This window comes from Aeromonas sp. FDAARGOS 1407 (assembly GCF_019048725.1).
Lineage (GTDB): Bacteria > Pseudomonadota > Gammaproteobacteria > Enterobacterales > Aeromonadaceae > Aeromonas > Aeromonas enteropelogenes.
Map to the genome: position 1 here is coordinate 102,213 of NZ_CP077399.1, position 16,595 is coordinate 118,807.

A 16,595-nucleotide genomic window follows, 5' to 3' on the forward strand; every position below is an offset into this window, starting at 1 on the left:
GACATTCACTCTCCGAGCAGCGCCGGTAGCCGTTCACGCCAGGAGTCATGCCATCCCATCAACTCCTCGCGCGGCATGGGCCGGGCTGAGAAGAAGCCCTGGCACACGTCGCACCCCAGCCGTGCCAGCAGCCGCCAGGTGAGTTCATCCTCCACCCCTTCGGCGACGGACTTGAGCCCCAGTTTGCGGGCCAGCTCGATGCTGGATTCGATAATGGCCAGACGAGAAGGATCGGCATAGCAGCGATCCACAAAGGATCGATCCAGCTTCAACTCGGTAAACGGCAGCAGCGCCAGCTGCTGCATGGAGGAGTAGCCAGTACCGAAATCATCGATGGAGAGGCCAAAACCGTGCATGCGCAGACGCGTCAGCACCTCCAGGGACTTGCCCAAATCCTGGACGAAAGAGCTCTCGGTCACCTCCAGGGTGATCAACTCGGGATTGATGCTCCAGCGTTGACACTGGTTGATGAGGGAGTGGCAGAGATCCCCCTCGATCAGGGATGTCGTGGAGAGGTTCATCGACAGATTCAATGACAAACCCGTCTCTTCCCAGAGATGACCATCACGGAGCGACTTGCTGATGATGACCTCGGTCAGCTGATCGATGAGCCCATTGTTCTCCGCCAGGGGAATGAAACGGGCGGGAGAGATCATGCCATATTCCGGGTGCTGCCAGCGGGCCAGCGCCTCCATGCCCACCCACTCACCGGTCACAAAGCTCACCTTGGGCTGGTACCAGGGCAGGATCTGATCCCGCTCGAGGGCCAGTTGCAACTCGACGACGTCGATGCCGTACCCCTCTTCGCTATGTTGTGGCTCTTGTCCGGGGGACCAGGAGTCGATCAGTTGCCGGATCTGCTGCGGACTTGAGGGCTTTTCGAGCCGCCCCAGCACCTGCAGACCATAAGCGGCACTCATTCGCAGCACTGCCGCCACCACGTCATCCTCCAGTGCACTGGAGAGGATGATGCCCCCCTTGAAGCCCCCCAGAGAGAGGCGGCGCAACAACGCCATGCCATCCATGCCGGGCATGCGCAGATCACAGATAAGAATGTCGACCTGATGATGCTGGCAAAGCGCCAACGCCGAGAGGCCATCCTGCGCCTCCAGCAGTTGCTGATATCCGAGGCTGCGGATCTGGTGCAACAGGGTCTTGCGCTGGAAGGCGTGATCTTCCACCACCATGATAACCAGCTCATCTTCTCTCTTATTCATGGATCCACAGTCCCATTTCGCGTGTTACTTCATGCATGGCGGCATTCACACCGGCTGCCAACGCCTCGAGTTCATCCAGCTGTTTCAACCGGGCGGCCGACTCCAGCCTGGCCGCCTGCTCCGCCAGTGCGGCTTCACCGACCATGCGGGCTGCCCCCTTGATGCGATGGGCTATCTCCATCAATTCCCGGGTATCACGAGCCGCCGTCGCTGTCATCATCTCTTGGCAATCAGCCTGATTTGATGCCAGATATTCTCGCGCCATGGCGCAGGCCAGGGCCTCATCACCAAACAGATCCCGCCAGCGGCTGGCTTGCTCGAGGGCAAAAGTCGAGTCGGCAGGCTCAGTTGCATTGGTGCCGCTTGCAGGCAACCACTTGATCAGCAACTTGCGCAGCGATTCCAGTGCATAGGGTTTGATCAGCATGCCATTCATGCCGGCCGCCGTCATGCTCTGGGTCGCCTCCTCGGACGCATCGGCAGTCACCCCTATGATGGGGGCCTGCTCTCCCTGGCTGCGCAGGGTTCTCGCCAGGGTATAGCCATCCATGACCGGCATATGGCAATCGGTCAGCAGCAGGGCAAAATGCTGCCCTTGCCAGACACGCAGTGCCTGTTCGCCATTATCCACCACCTCGCAGTCGACCCCAAGTATCGCCAGCTGGCGGACCAGCAAGGCCCGGTTCACCGGGTGATCATCGGCCACCAGCACACGGCCATCCAGAGTTGCCGTTGCTTCGTCCTGGCTTGGCATGGCATGGTCGGCCAGCAGATCGCGGCACGTTTCCAGCAGCAGGTCCGGGTAGAGTGGGGATTGACCGAGTCGCCACCAGTGGCTGGTGCCAAGCCTCCCCCGTAGCGCCTCCCGGGGGGAGATAATTATCCCCTTGAGGCTGGTGTCCTGTAACCAGCGTTGCCATTCGCTGCCAAGCGCTCGCTCGAGGCTTTGTTCATCCGCCAGCAGCAAGCCTTCCAGCTCCCCATCTAGCTGGCTGCCATCAATGGGATGCAGGGTAGCACCGAAACGGGTCATGGTTGCCTGCAGCAGCGGATCATCACTGAGCAGCCACCAGTGGCTACCTGCCAGTGCCGGGGCATCCCACCGGCAGTCGGAGAGCGGGATGGTGAAGCTGAAGCTGGCCCCCTCACCGGCCCGGCTGGTGAGGGAGAGCGTTCCGCCCATTTTGCGCACCAGCTGATCGCAGATGGCAAGGCCCAGTCCGGTGCCGCCAAAACGGCGATTGATGTCGGACTCCACCTGCTCGAACGGAGTAAACAGCAACCCTTGCTTCTCTTCGGCGATCCCGATCCCGGTGTCACTCACCGTAATGGTGAGGGCGCCATCGCGATAGCCAACCCGGATGCCGATGCTCCCCTGCTCGGTGAACTTGACCGCATTGCTGAGCAAATTGGAGATCACCTGCCCCACGCGAATGGCATCGAGCACCGCCTGGTCGGGGATCTGCGCCTCCCAGTGCAGCGTCACCTTCAACCCCTTGCCGTAGGCCTGGGCCGCATGGCCACGGATCACATCGCAGATGACGGACTGCAGGCGGCCGGGATGGTAATCGAGCAGGAACTGCCCCGCCTCCATCTTGGAAAAATCGAGGATATCGTTGACCAGATAGAGCAGATTGTTGGTGGAGCTCTCAACATTGCGCAGCAGGTAGCGCTGATCCTCGTCGAGGGAACTCATGCGCAGCAGCTCCAGCATGCCGTGCATGCCGGAGATGGGAGTTCGCAGCTCGTGACTCATGGTCGCCAGGAAGCGGCTGCGTGCCTGCATGGCCTGCTCGGCAGACGCGCGCGCTTCGCGCAGCTCGAGCTCCTGCTGCTTGAGGGTGGTGATATCCTGCACCACACCGTTGAGGATCAGATCGCCACTCTCCTGCGGGACGAAGTTGCCTCGCACCTGCAGATAGCGCGTCCCCGCAGGCGAAGGCACCATGACGTCCAGATCCAGTGGCGTCAGGGCCATGGCATGGGCCGCCACCTCGCTGACGAACGCCTGCCGCATCTCCTCGCCGAGATCAAATACCGCCCCGCCAGGCTGGGCCTGCAACAGGCTTTCCGCCGGTTTGCCCAGGATCTCTTCGGCGCCACGCGAAACATAGAGAAAACGCCCTTTTCCCACTCCCTGCCACAGATATTGGTATACGACCCCGGGCATGCTGTCGGTCATGTCCTTCAACCGGGTTTCGGCTTCACGCACCTTGCTTTCGGCCGCCTTGATGGCGCTCACATCGGTCAGCACCGTCAGTACGCCCTGAATGCTCCCATCCGCGGCGCGGTAGGGCAGTTTCACATAGATGACGTGGAACAAGGTGCCATCTCGATTGCTGCTCTGCCCCGCCCCAGCGATGATCTCACCGGTCGTCCAAATCTGGCGCTCCTCGCGCAGCATCTGCTCCCGCTCGTCCGGACGCATGTTGCTCCAGCCATCCCCCAGTTCGACCCCGATGAAGGTCTCCCGATAGGCCTTGTTGCACAGGGTCAGGGTTTGCTGGCGATCCCGCAGCGCCACCATGTTGGGCAAGGAATCGAGCAGGGTCTGGACAAATACCAGTTGTTCGTTGAGCTTTTGCTCCGCCCGCTGGCGCTGGGCTATCTGGCGCCGCAGACTCCTGACCCAGATAAATGCCAGCGCGCCTATGACCACCCCCCCGCCCAGAGAGAAGGCCAGCCAGCGGTAAAGCAGCGTATTGTCCTGCTCCATGTTGATGGAGATATTGAGCCATTTGCGCTCCAGCAGGGCCCACTCATCGTCGCTGATGGTCAGCAGCAACTTGTCCATGATGCGGGTCAATTCTGGCTGGCTGTGCGCCACCGCCATGCTGATCGGCGTGCCAAACTGGCTGCTGGCATAGACGACCTGATACTTGTCGTTGAAGCCCTGCATCGCCTGACGACCGATATTGGTCATGGTCAGCAGCACATAATCCGCTTGCCCGTCATCCAGCATCGACAGCAGCTCGTTATCCGTACTGGTCTGGACCAGGATGCCACCATTGGCATTGACCACAGAAGACTCGTAGGAACCCACTACACCGCCAACCCGATGGCCACGCAAATCAGCGAGAGAGGCCAGGTTCTTGCTCCCCCGCTTGGCGACCACATACGAATTGAGCATCAGGAAAGGAGACGTAAAAGAGGCGTAGCCTCGCCGCTCGTCCATCACTGTGATGAGGGGGATAAGATCCACCTGCTGGCGGCGCAGCAGTTCGAGGGATTGGGTCCATGAGTCCGTTGGCGTCAACTCGAAGCGAATGCCAGTACGCAGGCTCAGCAGCTTAATCAGATCCGCCGCATAGCCGTGCAGCACACCTTCTTTGTCGATCTCACTGATCCCGGCGAAGGCCGGCGCCACCGCAAATCGAACCACCTCTCGCTTTTTCAGCCAGGCCCGCTCCTCTTCATCCAGCAGATGAGCCAAACTGACGGGAGATTCATCCCTCCCCAGACGCAGCCTGGAATCGGTGATCGGCACCCGCTGGTAAGCCTCGAGCAGTCGATCTCTCAAGGCGATATTGCCCTTCCTGATCGCAATCGTCAGTACTGTGCCTTGCAACCACTCCGGATTGACGATCCCCAGCGGGCCGGACATGTGCTCCATGGCGTTCTTCAGCGCGGGCTCCAGACCCACATAGGCATCGGCCAGACCCAGTTTCACCCTGTAGCTGGCCTCGTCACGACTGTTGAGCTGGGTGACGTTCTCTATCCCCATCCTGTCCAGGATCTGGCAGGAACCAAACCCGCGCACACACACCCAGCGCAGTTTCTTTGCCTGCTCAAGGGTGAGCATCTGGGCAGGTTCTCGCAGCAGCACCACCCTGTCATAGCTCCCCAGATAGCCGACCTGGCTGACTTCGCGATGATCCAGGCTATCGCGCGGGATGCCAAACAGCGCATCCACTTTCCCGTCGATCAGCGCCTGCTGCGCTTCGACATAAGAGGTGTAGGGAACATAACGCACCTCTCTTTCCATCTCGGCGGCAATACGCAGGGTCAGCTCCCGCTGGGGCCCAGCATAATGACCGGCGGACATGGCATAGAGAAATGGTGGGTAGCCTTCCCGTGGTACTCCCACCACCAGTTCGGGTACGGACTGCTGCTCGACGGCGCCGCTACCTTCATATGCAGACTGCGCCGCAGCGCTTAACGGACTGCTCAGCAGCAGCCACGCGAACCAGGCGAAGAAAAAGTGGCGAGAAAGAGGCATGAACGTCTTGTCCTGATGAGTGAAATCGATAATGCAGCTATCGCCCATCTTGCTGGCAATTGCACCACAAGGCGAGAAAACATACGCATCCGTCACAAACGGGGCCAAGAGGATAGAGGTATATCTAATAAAAGTGAATAAAAGGCCTACTTTTTATGGCAGAAAAAGTGACAGGCTCCGGCCTGTCACGCCACAGGGGTTGGGGGGATGACTCCCCTCCTTGATCAGGTTATTCGATTCCCGAGCCGAAAGCCGGTTTGATACTCCCGCTCACGGACGTGAGTGACATGGGAAACCTGCCCCTCATACCCTTCCAGGCCGATATCCTTAAGCAAGGCCGGCGAAAGATTGACCTGCGTCAGGCGACGCTCGACATGGGCGATCCGCTTCTGGACCAGGGACTCTACACTGCGCAGTAAAACCAGTTCGATTGACATGACATTCTCCAGTTGAACATGCGGTTCTCCCGGAGAAAGTGGACATCACCCTGCGGGACAACCGCGGGTGATAAAAATAAGCAGGGGTTACCTGTTTACGCCACGCGGTAAAAGAGCACGAGATTTCACGCTGCCATGAGTGCAGCGAGCAAATGCAACGTTGAGCATCAGATCTTGCATTTTCGTCTCCTTACCGGGTAAAAGTTGAACAGGTCGCAGCAGTCTAAAAAATCTTCACATCTAAAACAAGTCTCTCATGGCACCTTTTTAAAAACGTTTTCATTGGCAAGCCATGGCCATCACAAAAACCGGGATCGCCGTCAGATGCCGGACAGCAGCCGGTACTCCTCCAGCACATAGGTGTCCGTCATGCCGCTGACGTAATCGAGCAGCAGGCGCACCCGGTAATACCACTCCTGCTCCCCCTCGTCGGTAAAGCGTGCATCACGGGTCGCCACCGCCAGCCGATAGGCCTTGAGATGGCGGGCCGAGAGCCTGTGGTAGAGGCGCCGGGCGAAGAACAGTTCATTGCCCCCTTCCCCCGCCAGCAAGCGAGCAAACTGCCCGGCCGGCATTGCCAACAGGCAGGCGTAAGTAGAGAGCACCCCGCGCAGGGCGGCATAGCCTTCCAGCTCCAGCGCCTCTACCTCGGGGCGCCGGAACACCAGCTCGCGAGCCACCTGCTTGAGCATATCGAGCACCCGCGCCGCCGGTGCCTGACCGTGCAACAACGCCTGGGGATAACTGCCACGCAGGATGGCATCGTGTTCATCCACGTAACTCTTTGCCGCGAGCGCCACCAGATCCTGAGTCAACTGCTGGCGAAAGTGGGGGAAAAAGCCCCTGCCGGAAGCCAGCGCATCATCGAGCAATCCAGCCAGATAATCGCTCCCGTCTGCGCTGCGCAGCGCCGTCAGCAGCTCGCCGAGGGTGAGGATGCGCCGATCCACCGCATCTTCCAGATCGGCGATGCAGTAGGAGATGTCATCGGCCGCCTCCATGATGTAGACCAGTGGATGACGGCAGCCCTGGGCCAGCCCCAGGCTTTGGCCCAGAGCGCGGTAGAGGGGCTGCTCGCTAAAGAAGATGCCCCGCTTGCTGCTCCAGCCATGATGCTGGCCATAGCTCACCCCGGCCTGCGGCTGCTGAGGGTATTTGCACAGCGCCGCCAGCTGCCCCAAGGTGAGATTGAGTTCGTGCAGGCTGTGCACCAGGCGCAGGCTCTGGGCATTGCCATCGAACAGCAGCAGATCCTGGCGCAGTTCCGCCCACTGGGGCGAAGGAGTCAGGCCCAAAGCCTGTTGATAGAGGGGATCGAGCATCTCGCCGAGCCACTGGCTCATCACCTGCTCGCCGAAGTGACCAAACGGCGGGTTACCCACGTCGTGCAGCAGGCAGGACATCTCCACCAGATTGATAAAGGCCCCTTCACAAACCATGCCGGCTGGCAAGGCCGCCAGAATACGGCGGCTGATCTGGCGGCCGGTCTCCTGCACCTCCAGCGAATGGGTGAGACGGCTGCGCACCGACGCCTTCACGTCGAGGGGAAAGACCTGGGTCTTCTGCTGCAACCGGCGCACTGGGGCGGCCTGCACGATGCGGGCACGATCCTGCTCGGTCGCCTCCAGCAGCTCCTCGTCTCCCCAGGGGTGGATGCGCTCGGGGGTAATCAAACGGCGATACATAGGCGACTCCTTGCCAGCGGCTTTCATCGGGCTCAAGACAACAACCAGCGCCGCAAGCGGGCGATATCACCCGGGTACTCGCGGCGCAGCGTCTCGATCCAGTCCTCGACATTCTCCCACCAGGCGGGGTGATCCGGGCTCTGGATCAGCTGGGCTGTCTGCTGCAGGCGGCGCAGGCCGATGGAGCCGGCCGCCCCTTTTATCTTGTGCGCCTCTTCCACCACCCCGGCCTGATCCCGGGCAACCATGTTGGAATCAAGCACCGCCATGTAGTCCGGCATCATCTTCTCGAACAGCTCGACGCTGGAGAGCAGCACCGGCTTGCCGACGGTATCGGCGTAATCGGTGAGGAAGGGGATATCCAGCAGTGCATCCTGATTGCCGGCATCGGCCTGCTCGTCGGCCTCATCTTCCGCCAAATCGGCAAACAGGTGGCCAATCACCTCCCGCACCGCCTTCGAGCCCAGCGGCTTGCTGATCACATCCCGCATGCCGCGAGCCAGATAATACTGGCGATCACCGGTCACGTTGGCAGTCAGCGCCACCATGGGCGGCAGGCTGTCACCGTAACGCTCCAGCAGTTGGGCCGCCACATCGAAGCCGGTCATGTCCGGCAACTGGATATCGAGCAAAATCAGATCAAAATCATCGGGATTGGCCATCGCCAGCGCCTGACCACCATCCCGCGCCACCTGGACATGATGGCCCAGCTTGGTCAACAGGGCGCAGGCCACCGTCACATTGAGTTCCACATCCTCCACCAGCAGGATGTCGAGGGAGGGCATCTCCTCCTCCTGCTCCGGCAATACGGGTTCGGCGCAGGCCACTTCCAGCTCGGCGGTGAAGCAGGAGCCTTCCCCAGGTTCGCTGTCCACGTAGAGCTGGCCACCCATGGCCTGCACCAGCTGACGGGATACCGCGAGGCCGATGCCGGTACCGGTGGCGTGTTTCTGACCCTGCACCTGATAGTACATGGCGAAGATCTTCTCCTGCTGGGCTCGGGGGATGCCGACTCCGGTGTCTTCCACCTCGAAGTGCAGCGCCAGCTTGCCCGGTTCGTCCGCCGGATGGGAGAGGCAGCGCACCGTCACCCCACCCTCATCGGTAAACTTGACCGCATTGCCCACCAGGTTCCACAACACCTGGCGCAGCCGGGTACCGTCCGCCATCACGAATTGCGGCATGTCCCCATCCCGATCGAAGTGGAGATAGAGCCCCTTCTGCTCCGCCTGGATGCGCGACAGGGTCTCCAGCTCGTCGAGGAAGGCGGGCAGGTCCAGACGGGCCGGGGCAATCTCCAGCCGACGTCGGTCCAGTTTGTCGAGATCTATGATGTCGTTGAAGATGTTGCCAAGGGTCACGGCGCTCAGGTGGATGGTCTTGAGCTGCTGATGCTGCTTGGGATCGAGCGGCGTATCCATCAGCATGCGGCTCAAGCCCACTATGCCGTTGAGCGGAGTGCGCAGTTCGTGGCTGATGGTGGAGATGAAGGTGGTCTTGTCGCGGCTCGCCTTCTCCAGCTTGTCCTGATACTGCTTGCGCTCGGTGATATCACGGCCAAAGCCAAGCAGACCGAGCCGCTTGCCGAACCGGTCAAAGAAGGGCACCTTGCGCAGCTCGAAGTAGGCCTTGCGGCCATCGGGATACTCCAGCCACTGTTCGTAGGTGAGAGGCTCGTTGCTGGCGAAGACCAGCTTGTCAGTCTCCACCACCTTGTTGGCGATCTCCTGCTTGTAGACGTCGAACGGGGTCAGACCGATGAGCTCGGCCTCCGCCTTGCCGGTCAGCTCCTCCATGGCGCGGTTGCAGCCGGAGAACTGCTCGTCTTCATTGCGGTAGTAAACCAGATCGGGGGAGCAGTCGATGAAGGAGCGCAGCAGGGCGGTGCGCTCCCCCAGATGAAGCTGGGCTTTTTCGCGCTGGAATACTTCGTTTTCCAGATCCTCAATGGCTTGCAGACGCAGGCTCTCTGCCCGGTTGGTCTCGGCAATCTGGGCGTTGAGGCGACTGATGTTCTCCTGCAGCTGGCTGTTGAGCTCCAGATCCCGCTCGCGCATATCCTGCAGCTTGCGCACCATGCGGCTCAGCCGCTGACGGGAGTCCTCCAGCTGATCCACCACGATGGAGAGAAAATAGACGGCCCAGGGCGTAACCAGCAGGCCAAAAAAGACCGAGCGGACAAAGTCGATGACATCGATATTGCCGCGCAGGAAGAGGGTGACCCCCATCTGGATGGCGACGGCCAGCACTATGATGCCGGCGGCCAGGAACATGCTGAAGCGCACCAGTCCCAGCTTGGTCATCAGGTCGACGTAATATTGTGCCCAGGATTTGATCTGTTTCATCTTATTGTTATCCCCCGATATGCGCGGTACAGAATACCAGCACAACCCGGCGAACTCTTCTTATCTCGCTCAATTAATTAATGATTCCCTGAATAAAGAAGTAGGCTAGGATATTTGACCCGATTCAGTCAGTTGCCATTAAGGCTGGGTTTCTATAATCCCCGCCACTTAATTAAAAATCGTTTAATTTGGGAGCTATTTGATGCGTAACACTAGCCTGCTCGGCCTGGGTCTACTGGTAGCAAACAGTGCGTATGCAGATCTCGGGACCATCCCCAAGGAGTCCGGCTGGTCCGGTTTCCTGCTCGGTGGGGTCAATGTCATCAACTACGAATCCAACTTCGCCAGCAGTGATGATGACCACCGTCGCATTCATGGTCTGGGCAGCGCCGACAGCACTCAGAGTGTCAACCCCTTGCTCAATGCCGATATTCGCTACACCTTTGCCGATACCCGCACCCAGGTGTTCCTCGGCAACCTTATCCAGGATGCCATCCGCTTCGACTTCACCCAGCAGCTTGGCATTCGCCAGGAGATGGGGGACAAGGGCATAGTGGCCGGCTCCGTGGTGTTCAACGTCCTGCCCATCGAGCAGTGGAGCGATCCGTTTGCCATCGGGGTGGATCGTCAATCCACCGACATCAAGTCCAAAGGCGTACGTTTTGCCTGGGACAACATCTGGAGCAGCAACTTCTACGGCAGCCTGACCACCCGCGAGATCGAGGTGGATGAAGAGCGCAGCGGCAGCCAGTATGGTGCCGATACCGCCGCCAAGCTGGATCGCAACGGCAAGATCTACGCCATGGAACTCTCCTACAAGTGGCACCTGGCGCCGGGCCAGATCCTCGAACCCGCCTTCATCTATCGTCAGGCCGATCTCGACGGCAGCGCCCAGAGTTACGAGAGCAACGGCCTGCAGTTGACCTATGGCAAGCGCGCCGCCCAATGGTCGTTCGTCAGCAACCTCTATCTGGGTCAGACCAAGTATGACGAAGCCAACCCGATCTTTGGCCGCAGCGCCGATTCCGACGAGTTTGCCGTGAGCGGTACCTTCTTCTGGCATCGCCTGTTCGGTATCGAGCCACTCTCGGCGACCTTCACCGCCGGTTACTCCAAATCCGACTCCGATATCGACTTCTATGACAGCAATGCCGTGCTGTTCAACACCGGCCTGCTCTACAACTTCTGATAGCAAAGCCAGAAAGCAAGAAGGCCACCCTCGGGTGGCCTTCTTGCTTTCTGGCTGGCACCGATTCAGATGCCGAGGGAGTCCAGCAGGTCATCATGATCGTTGCCGGCGGCTGGCGCCGGAGCAGATGCAGGCTTGGCAGCCCCCTGTTTGGCCTGGGCGATCAGGGCATCCGGATCCAGCTCCTCCTCATCCATGCCGTCGCTGTGGATGCGGATGAACTCGGTCTTGTCCATCGCCAGCTCCAGATAGAAGATGTTGTTGCGGGCGGTGAAGAAGGTTACCCGGCGCGATTCCGGGTTGTCGAGGTTGGTATCGACACTCAGCATCACCTGCTTGTTCAGGGCCAGCATCTTGGGCTGGTTCTGGGTGATGTGGGTCTGCATGTCGCGCCCTACCTTGACGGTGAAGCTGCCGACGATCTGGTTCATCAGCTCGCCCATCACGTTGCTCACCTCATCCGAGGTGTGGGAGATGGCGAGATCTTCCTTGGAGAGCCCCATGCTGAGCATGTAGCTCTCGTACAGCTCCATGGCGGCCGCGGCGGAGAAGTTGATCACCACCAGGCCGGAAAAACCGCCATCAAACAGCACGAAACAGCCAATGTCCGGCTTGAGGCAGGTCTTGCTGATCCGTTGCACCATACCGGAAAACCGCACCTGGCTCATGGTCGCGGCACTCAAGACATCCGTTACCGAGTTGCACAGGCTGAGCAGCACATCCTCTGTGGTCAATACGGCATCGTCATCGGATCTTGTTACTATCATGGGACCTTCCTGAACATCGAAAATGGGCTTATCTATACCATAACTCTAACAGATAGCGCTGGCCGGGGACTGAAATAGCGACGGACCTCTCAGTTGGCTCCGTTATCAGCAGTCAAAGGGGTAAAACCGGTCAGCCTGGCGAGTCGGGCACGCCATATATCGGCCTGTTGCTGCAAAACTTGTGGTTCATAAGGCACTGATGGGTGAGCTCCCCAAATAGGACCCGGCCAAGCCTTGTCGGTAGTGAAACGGGCGACATGGTGCACATGGAGTTGCGGTACCAGATTACCGAGTGCCCCTATGTTGATCTTGTCCGGATTGAGCGCCTGTTCCATCAGGCTCGCCACCGCGCAGGACTCCTGCATCAGCTGCTGTTGCTGCTCTGGCGCCAGGTGGTGGATCTCCCGCAGATTGGCCACACGGGGGACCAGGATAAGCCAGGGATACTGACTGTCCTTGGCCAGCAGGACACGGCAGAGGGGCAGATCCCCGAGCTGCCGGGTATCCGCCAAAAGGCGGGAGTGCAGTTCAAACATGAAGACCTCGTTGCATAAGGAGGGGCGCAAGGCACGCCGCAAGCCCCTCACGTTACTGCAACGGGGGGCAAACTTAAAGCTGAGGCACGGCCCAGCCGATGAAGCGCTTGCGAAGAACCGGGTCGGCCTGCAGGAACAGCTGCTGCAATTGCTCTTCAAGCTCGCTCTGCGGGAGCACAGGCGCGCTCGCGGCTGTCGCTCCACCGGGGACAACAACAGCACCACCACTGGGCGCAGCAACACGCAACGCCGCCTTGCCACCACTACGGTTGTACTCCACGAGTCTGGCGTTCCAGTCCATGCCGATCAGCATGCCACGGGTCACCAGCGCATCCTGCGCTATCTGCAGCGGCTGCCCACCGGCCTGCAGCGCGATGACGGGCTCCCTGGCATAGGCCTCCATCCCCTGCTCTTTGTCCGGCACCTTGGCACTCAGTTGCAAGGACTGGTTGTCGGCCCGATAGCGCAGGACCTGCGGCTCGGAGCGGATCTGGCGATCGTTCTCGCTGCTGTTTCGACTGGGGATCACCCCTTCGAAACGCACCAGCAGTTGCTGTTCTCCATCGGCCAGGGTGGCGTGCTGTTCGTCGTGCAGCCGACCCTCGCTCACCGCCAGGATCCGGAAATCCTCGGGTACCGTCACCTCCACTGCGGCCTGTACTGTCCCCGTTCCCATTGCCGCACACAGCAGCGCCAAATTACGCCAATTCTGATAACCCCTCATCTTCTTTCATCTTCCTTATCCCTACGATAGGCGAAGGGTAACAAGGGAAGATGACAAAAAAATAACCGGGCTGGCAGGCAGTAGCTTGTCGTCACGGCAATAAAAACGGGCCCCGCTATGGGGCCCGTCGGCTTGTCATATCGATGCTTCATTTTGCCACCAGCAAACGTTTTTTTGTTGGCGACAAAAAAAGAGCAAGAACCTCAGTCGATCAGACCGTACTGATCGCGCAGGATATCGATGATCTCCTGTTTCGGATTGGCGGCGCGCACCAGCGGGTGGCCGATAACCTTCTCGGCAATCCCCACGTAGGTGTGGGAGATATCCATCATCACTTCGGTCGGCAGCTTGTTGTCACGAGCCAGGGCGAAGCGTTCCGGCATGCGGTTCTTGTTGAGCAGGATGTCCGGATCCGGGAAGTGGTTGAGCAGCCACTGGCGGAAACCCTCTTTGGACTTCTCGACGATCTGGCCGTCGCGCAGGGCGGGGCCATCCCAGATACGGGAGCTGTCGGGGGTACCTACTTCGTCCATGTAGATCAGCTTCTCGTTGCCAGCGGCATCCTGGACATAGCCAAACTCGAACTTGGTGTCGACGAAGACCTGATCCAGCTCGGCCAAGGCGTCGCTGATCACGTTGAAGCCCTCTTTGAGCAGCACTTCGTAGCGATCGATGTCGGCCGGGGAGCGGAAGCCGAAAGCCTGGTAGTGGCGCTCGATGTCGGCACGGGAGACATTGACGTCGTCCGCTTCCGGCACGCCATCCAGGCCTTTCAGTATGCCTTTGGTGGAAGGGGTGATGAGAATTTCTGGCAGTTTCTGATCCTTCTCGAGCCCTTCCGGCAGGGTGATGCCGCAGAATTCGCGCTCGCCATCCTGGTAGGCACGCCACATGGAGCCTGTGATGTACTGACGGGCGATCGCCTCGATCAGCACGGGGCGGGCCTTTTGCACGATCCAGACGAACGGATGGGGAATATCCAAGATGTGGCTGTCAGCCAGTCCCTTCTCCTTGAACAACTTGAACCAGTGGCTGGAGATGGCGTTGAGCGCAGCCCCCTTGCCCGGCACGCCGTTCAGCCCGTCCACACCTTGCCAGATGCAGTCGAAAGCCGAGATGCGATCGCTGATCACCATGAGGGCGAGGGGCGCATCGGCGGGCACATCATAGCCTTTTTCCTGGATGAGTCGGGCACTGTCTGCCGGGGTCAACCAGTAGACGCTGCGCACTTTGCCGGAATGGACAGGTTTATCGGTGTGGATCGGCAAATCGTCGTTCACCGCCAATACTTGATCTGCAAGACTCATGGCTAATAACACTTCCTGTTTGTGGGAGTAATGAAACAAGAGCGCCGGGCTCCTGCTTCCGGGGGTTAACATATCAAGCGCTTCAGCCCCTGTATTGACAGGGGGATCAACCTAACAAAACAGGGGCACTAGGCCCCTGTTGTTATTCTGCGTTTGCAGCCTGGTCGGCCAAGCCCTTGGCAAAGGCCTCGGACAGGCTGATATACATCTGGGAGATGACACCGGACGACACCGGCTTCTTGTCCTTGTCGAACAGGGTGATGGAGGTCTTGCCCCCGGCCATCTCGCCCAGCTGGAAGCGGTACTTTTCCTCGTCCAGCTTGAACGGTTCGCTACCCTTGGCCTGCCAGAACTCGGCACCCGGCTCTTCATACTCGACATCGATCCAGCCCAGCGACTGCTGGGTATCCTTGATGATGAAGCCGTACTTCGGCAGTACCTGATTGAGACGGCGCCATACCTGTTCAAAGGAACCGTTGGCGACCCAGGCAGCCAGTTCGTTGTTGTCCAGACCCAGCTCAAGCCCCATGCCATCGCTGGCCTTGTGCTGTTCGCGAGCCTTGAGCTGGCTGTCGTAGTAGAGGGAGAACTGGTTGAGCACCCGTGCGGCATAGCGCTGGGCCTCGGCCTCGCTCATCCGGTTGCTGGTCTCACCGTCGATGGTTTCTTCGTGATCCAGCACCCGTACCGACATGTTGACGGCATGGCGCTGCTCATCGTTGCGAACCGTGAACTGGTAGCGCTGACGGATTTTGAAGTCTTCGTCATCTTCAGCCCAGCCATCGAGGGCGACTGTGTTGTCAAACCAGCCGGTCTGCAACACGCCGGCCTGCTGATCCAGCTTCTCGGTGGAGACTTTGTACTTGGCCAGGAAGTTCATCAGGAACGACCAGGTATCGCGCTCCACGCTCTGGCCAGAGCTCAGGGCATAGTAGGCGATGGTGGGTTCGCTGGCATTGGGCACTACCTGGCTGCCCGGTACCACGGTCAGCAGCTGGGCAGGGGGACGCACGTCAACTTTGGCACCGAGGGCGCCTTCACGGCTGCTTTCGGGAAGCGGCGGGATATCGAACTGGCTGTTGAAGGTGGGGGCACTCAATCCGGCGGGGATCAAGAAAGCACGGCCCTCGAGACGGGCATCTTCATATTCGAAACCACGGTTGGCCATCTTGCGATCCTGGGGGGTACTGCACCCCGCCAGCACAGCAACGGTCGCGACACTCAGCACCAGACGGGCTCTATTTCCCTTTCCATTTGATTTAAACACTCGCCATCAACTCCGCAGTGGTCAGTGCTTGCGCCATCGCTTGTTCGCCCTCGGCAGTGAGGTCAACCAGCGGCAGACGCAAGGTGGCCGTTGCAATCAGTCCCAGTCGGGCGCAGGCCCATTTCACCGGGGTCGGACTCGGCTCGCAGAACAGAGTCTTGTGCAACGGCATCAAGAGATTGTCGATGTCATGAGCCAGACCGGCATCACCGGCCAGCGCAGCACGACACATGTCGGCCATCCGGGCCGCTGCAATGTTGGTGGTGACCGAAATGACGCCATCACCACCTTGCAGCATAAAATCACAACCAGTGGCATCGTCGCCACTGTAAAGGGCAAAATCCGGGCCACACAGTTCACGCAACAGCGGGGTGCGGCTCAAATCGCCAGTCGCCTCTTTCAAACCTATGATGCCGGGCACCTTGGCCAGACGGGCCACAGTCTCCGGCTTGAGATCACAACAGGTGCGACCGGGCACATTATAAAGAATTTGGGGCAGACCACTAGCCTCGGCGATCGCACAATAGTGGCGATAGAGACCCTCCTGGGTGGGCTTGTTGTAGTAAGGTGTCACCGAGAGGCCCGCCACCACGCCGGTTTTGGCCAGCCGTTTGGCCAACTCGATGGCATGGGCGGTATTGTTGGAGCCACAACCGGCAATAACCGGGATGCGACCTGCGGCGTATTCAACGGTTTTTTCAACAACGGCGATGTGTTCCTGTTCGCTCAGGGTCACCGACTCCCCTGTCGTGCCAACTGCCACGATTGCGCTGGTGCCTGCGCTGACATGATAGTCGACCAATCTGGCCAGGCTGGCCCAGTCAACTTCACCCGAAGTCAGCATGGGGGTAACGAGCGCAACAATACTACCGCGTAACATGGATAATTCTCCCGATTTTCAG

At 59.6% G+C, this 16,595-nt stretch carries 12 protein-coding genes; 1 reads left to right on the forward strand and 11 read right to left on the reverse strand.

All coding sequences use genetic code 11. The features are described from left to right. Positions 1–5 precede the first annotated feature (5 nt). The 5 genes from I6L37_RS00495 to arcB form a co-directional block, all read right to left on the reverse strand. Entirely contained in the window at positions 6–1,217 is a 1,212-nt protein-coding gene (locus I6L37_RS00495) for an EAL domain-containing protein (RefSeq protein ID WP_216993016.1), read from the reverse strand. Continuing rightward, positions 1,210–5,436 (reverse strand): transporter substrate-binding domain-containing protein, encoded by a 4,227-nt coding sequence (locus tag I6L37_RS00500; protein ID WP_216993017.1) that lies wholly within the window; start codon positions 5,434–5,436, stop codon positions 1,210–1,212. The genes I6L37_RS00495 and I6L37_RS00500 overlap by 8 nt, the downstream gene beginning before the upstream one ends. Before the next feature lie 224 nt (positions 5,437–5,660). After that, complete coding sequence (locus I6L37_RS00505; RefSeq protein WP_026456921.1) at positions 5,661–5,873, reverse strand: hypothetical protein; 213 nt, start codon at positions 5,871–5,873, stop codon at positions 5,661–5,663. Between the two features lie 320 nt (positions 5,874–6,193). Next, the gene (gene dgt, locus I6L37_RS00510; protein WP_061477102.1) at positions 6,194–7,558 is read right to left on the reverse strand and encodes a dGTPase; all 1,365 of its coding nucleotides are present in this window, start codon (positions 7,556–7,558) and stop codon (positions 6,194–6,196) included. Positions 7,559–7,590: 32 nt separating this feature from the next. Continuing rightward, the gene (arcB, locus tag I6L37_RS00515; protein WP_026455869.1) at positions 7,591–9,903 is read right to left on the reverse strand and encodes an aerobic respiration two-component sensor histidine kinase ArcB; all 2,313 of its coding nucleotides are present in this window, start codon (positions 9,901–9,903) and stop codon (positions 7,591–7,593) included. A 202-nt stretch (positions 9,904–10,105) separates the two neighbouring features. On the opposite strand from arcB, the gene I6L37_RS00520 reads away from it, so the two are divergent. After that, on the forward strand, positions 10,106–11,092 hold the full coding sequence (locus tag I6L37_RS00520) for a DUF2860 family protein (protein WP_216993018.1): 987 nt from the start codon (positions 10,106–10,108) through the stop codon (positions 11,090–11,092). 65 nt (positions 11,093–11,157) lie between these two features. Here I6L37_RS00520 and I6L37_RS00525 read toward each other — a convergent pair whose 3' ends face one another. From I6L37_RS00525 to dapA, 6 genes are all read right to left on the reverse strand, one after another. Then, positions 11,158–11,859 carry a DUF3334 family protein gene (locus tag I6L37_RS00525; protein WP_124238949.1) on the reverse strand — a complete coding sequence of 234 codons (702 nt, stop codon included), beginning with the start codon at positions 11,857–11,859 and terminating at the stop codon, positions 11,158–11,160. Positions 11,860–11,948: 89 nt separating this feature from the next. Then, positions 11,949–12,395 (reverse strand): HIT domain-containing protein, encoded by a 447-nt coding sequence (locus I6L37_RS00530; RefSeq protein WP_082037570.1) that lies wholly within the window; start codon positions 12,393–12,395, stop codon positions 11,949–11,951. A 73-nt stretch (positions 12,396–12,468) separates the two neighbouring features. After that, a complete protein-coding gene (locus I6L37_RS00535) occupies positions 12,469–13,119 on the reverse strand; it encodes a DUF2057 domain-containing protein (protein WP_216993019.1) in 651 nt (216 codons plus the stop codon). Between the two features lie 203 nt (positions 13,120–13,322). Then, on the reverse strand, positions 13,323–14,426 hold the full coding sequence (locus tag I6L37_RS00540) for a phosphoribosylaminoimidazolesuccinocarboxamide synthase (protein WP_216993020.1): 1,104 nt from the start codon (positions 14,424–14,426) through the stop codon (positions 13,323–13,325). A gap of 142 nt (positions 14,427–14,568) precedes the next feature. Further along, positions 14,569–15,693: an outer membrane protein assembly factor BamC gene (bamC, locus tag I6L37_RS00545; RefSeq protein ID WP_201982306.1), complete on the reverse strand. Its 1,125-nt coding sequence runs from the start codon at positions 15,691–15,693 to the stop codon at positions 14,569–14,571. After that, on the reverse strand, positions 15,686–16,573 hold the full coding sequence (gene dapA / locus I6L37_RS00550) for a 4-hydroxy-tetrahydrodipicolinate synthase (RefSeq protein ID WP_042070147.1): 888 nt from the start codon (positions 16,571–16,573) through the stop codon (positions 15,686–15,688). The genes bamC and dapA overlap by 8 nt, the downstream gene beginning before the upstream one ends. Between the last annotated feature and the right edge of the window lie 22 nt (positions 16,574–16,595).

What these genes read in the sequence shown, in the direction of transcription:
- I6L37_RS00495 (WP_216993016.1), bottom strand. Translation starts at nt 1,217, where the DNA reads ATGAATAAGAGAGAAGATGAGCTGGTTATCATGGTGGTGGAAGATCAC.
- I6L37_RS00500 (WP_216993017.1), bottom strand. Translation starts at nt 5,436, where the DNA reads ATGCCTCTTTCTCGCCACTTTTTCTTCGCCTGGTTCGCGTGGCTGCTG.
- I6L37_RS00505 (WP_026456921.1), bottom strand. Translation starts at nt 5,873, where the DNA reads ATGTCAATCGAACTGGTTTTACTGCGCAGTGTAGAGTCCCTGGTCCAG.
- dgt (WP_061477102.1), bottom strand. Translation starts at nt 7,558, where the DNA reads ATGTATCGCCGTTTGATTACCCCCGAGCGCATCCACCCCTGGGGAGAC.
- arcB (WP_026455869.1), bottom strand. Translation starts at nt 9,903, where the DNA reads ATGAAACAGATCAAATCCTGGGCACAATATTACGTCGACCTGATGACC.
- I6L37_RS00520 (WP_216993018.1), top strand. Translation starts at nt 10,106, where the DNA reads ATGCGTAACACTAGCCTGCTCGGCCTGGGTCTACTGGTAGCAAACAGT.
- I6L37_RS00525 (WP_124238949.1), bottom strand. Translation starts at nt 11,859, where the DNA reads ATGATAGTAACAAGATCCGATGACGATGCCGTATTGACCACAGAGGAT.
- I6L37_RS00530 (WP_082037570.1), bottom strand. Translation starts at nt 12,395, where the DNA reads ATGTTTGAACTGCACTCCCGCCTTTTGGCGGATACCCGGCAGCTCGGG.
- I6L37_RS00535 (WP_216993019.1), bottom strand. Translation starts at nt 13,119, where the DNA reads ATGAGGGGTTATCAGAATTGGCGTAATTTGGCGCTGCTGTGTGCGGCA.
- I6L37_RS00540 (WP_216993020.1), bottom strand. Translation starts at nt 14,426, where the DNA reads ATGAGTCTTGCAGATCAAGTATTGGCGGTGAACGACGATTTGCCGATC.
- dapA (WP_042070147.1), bottom strand. Translation starts at nt 16,573, where the DNA reads ATGTTACGCGGTAGTATTGTTGCGCTCGTTACCCCCATGCTGACTTCG.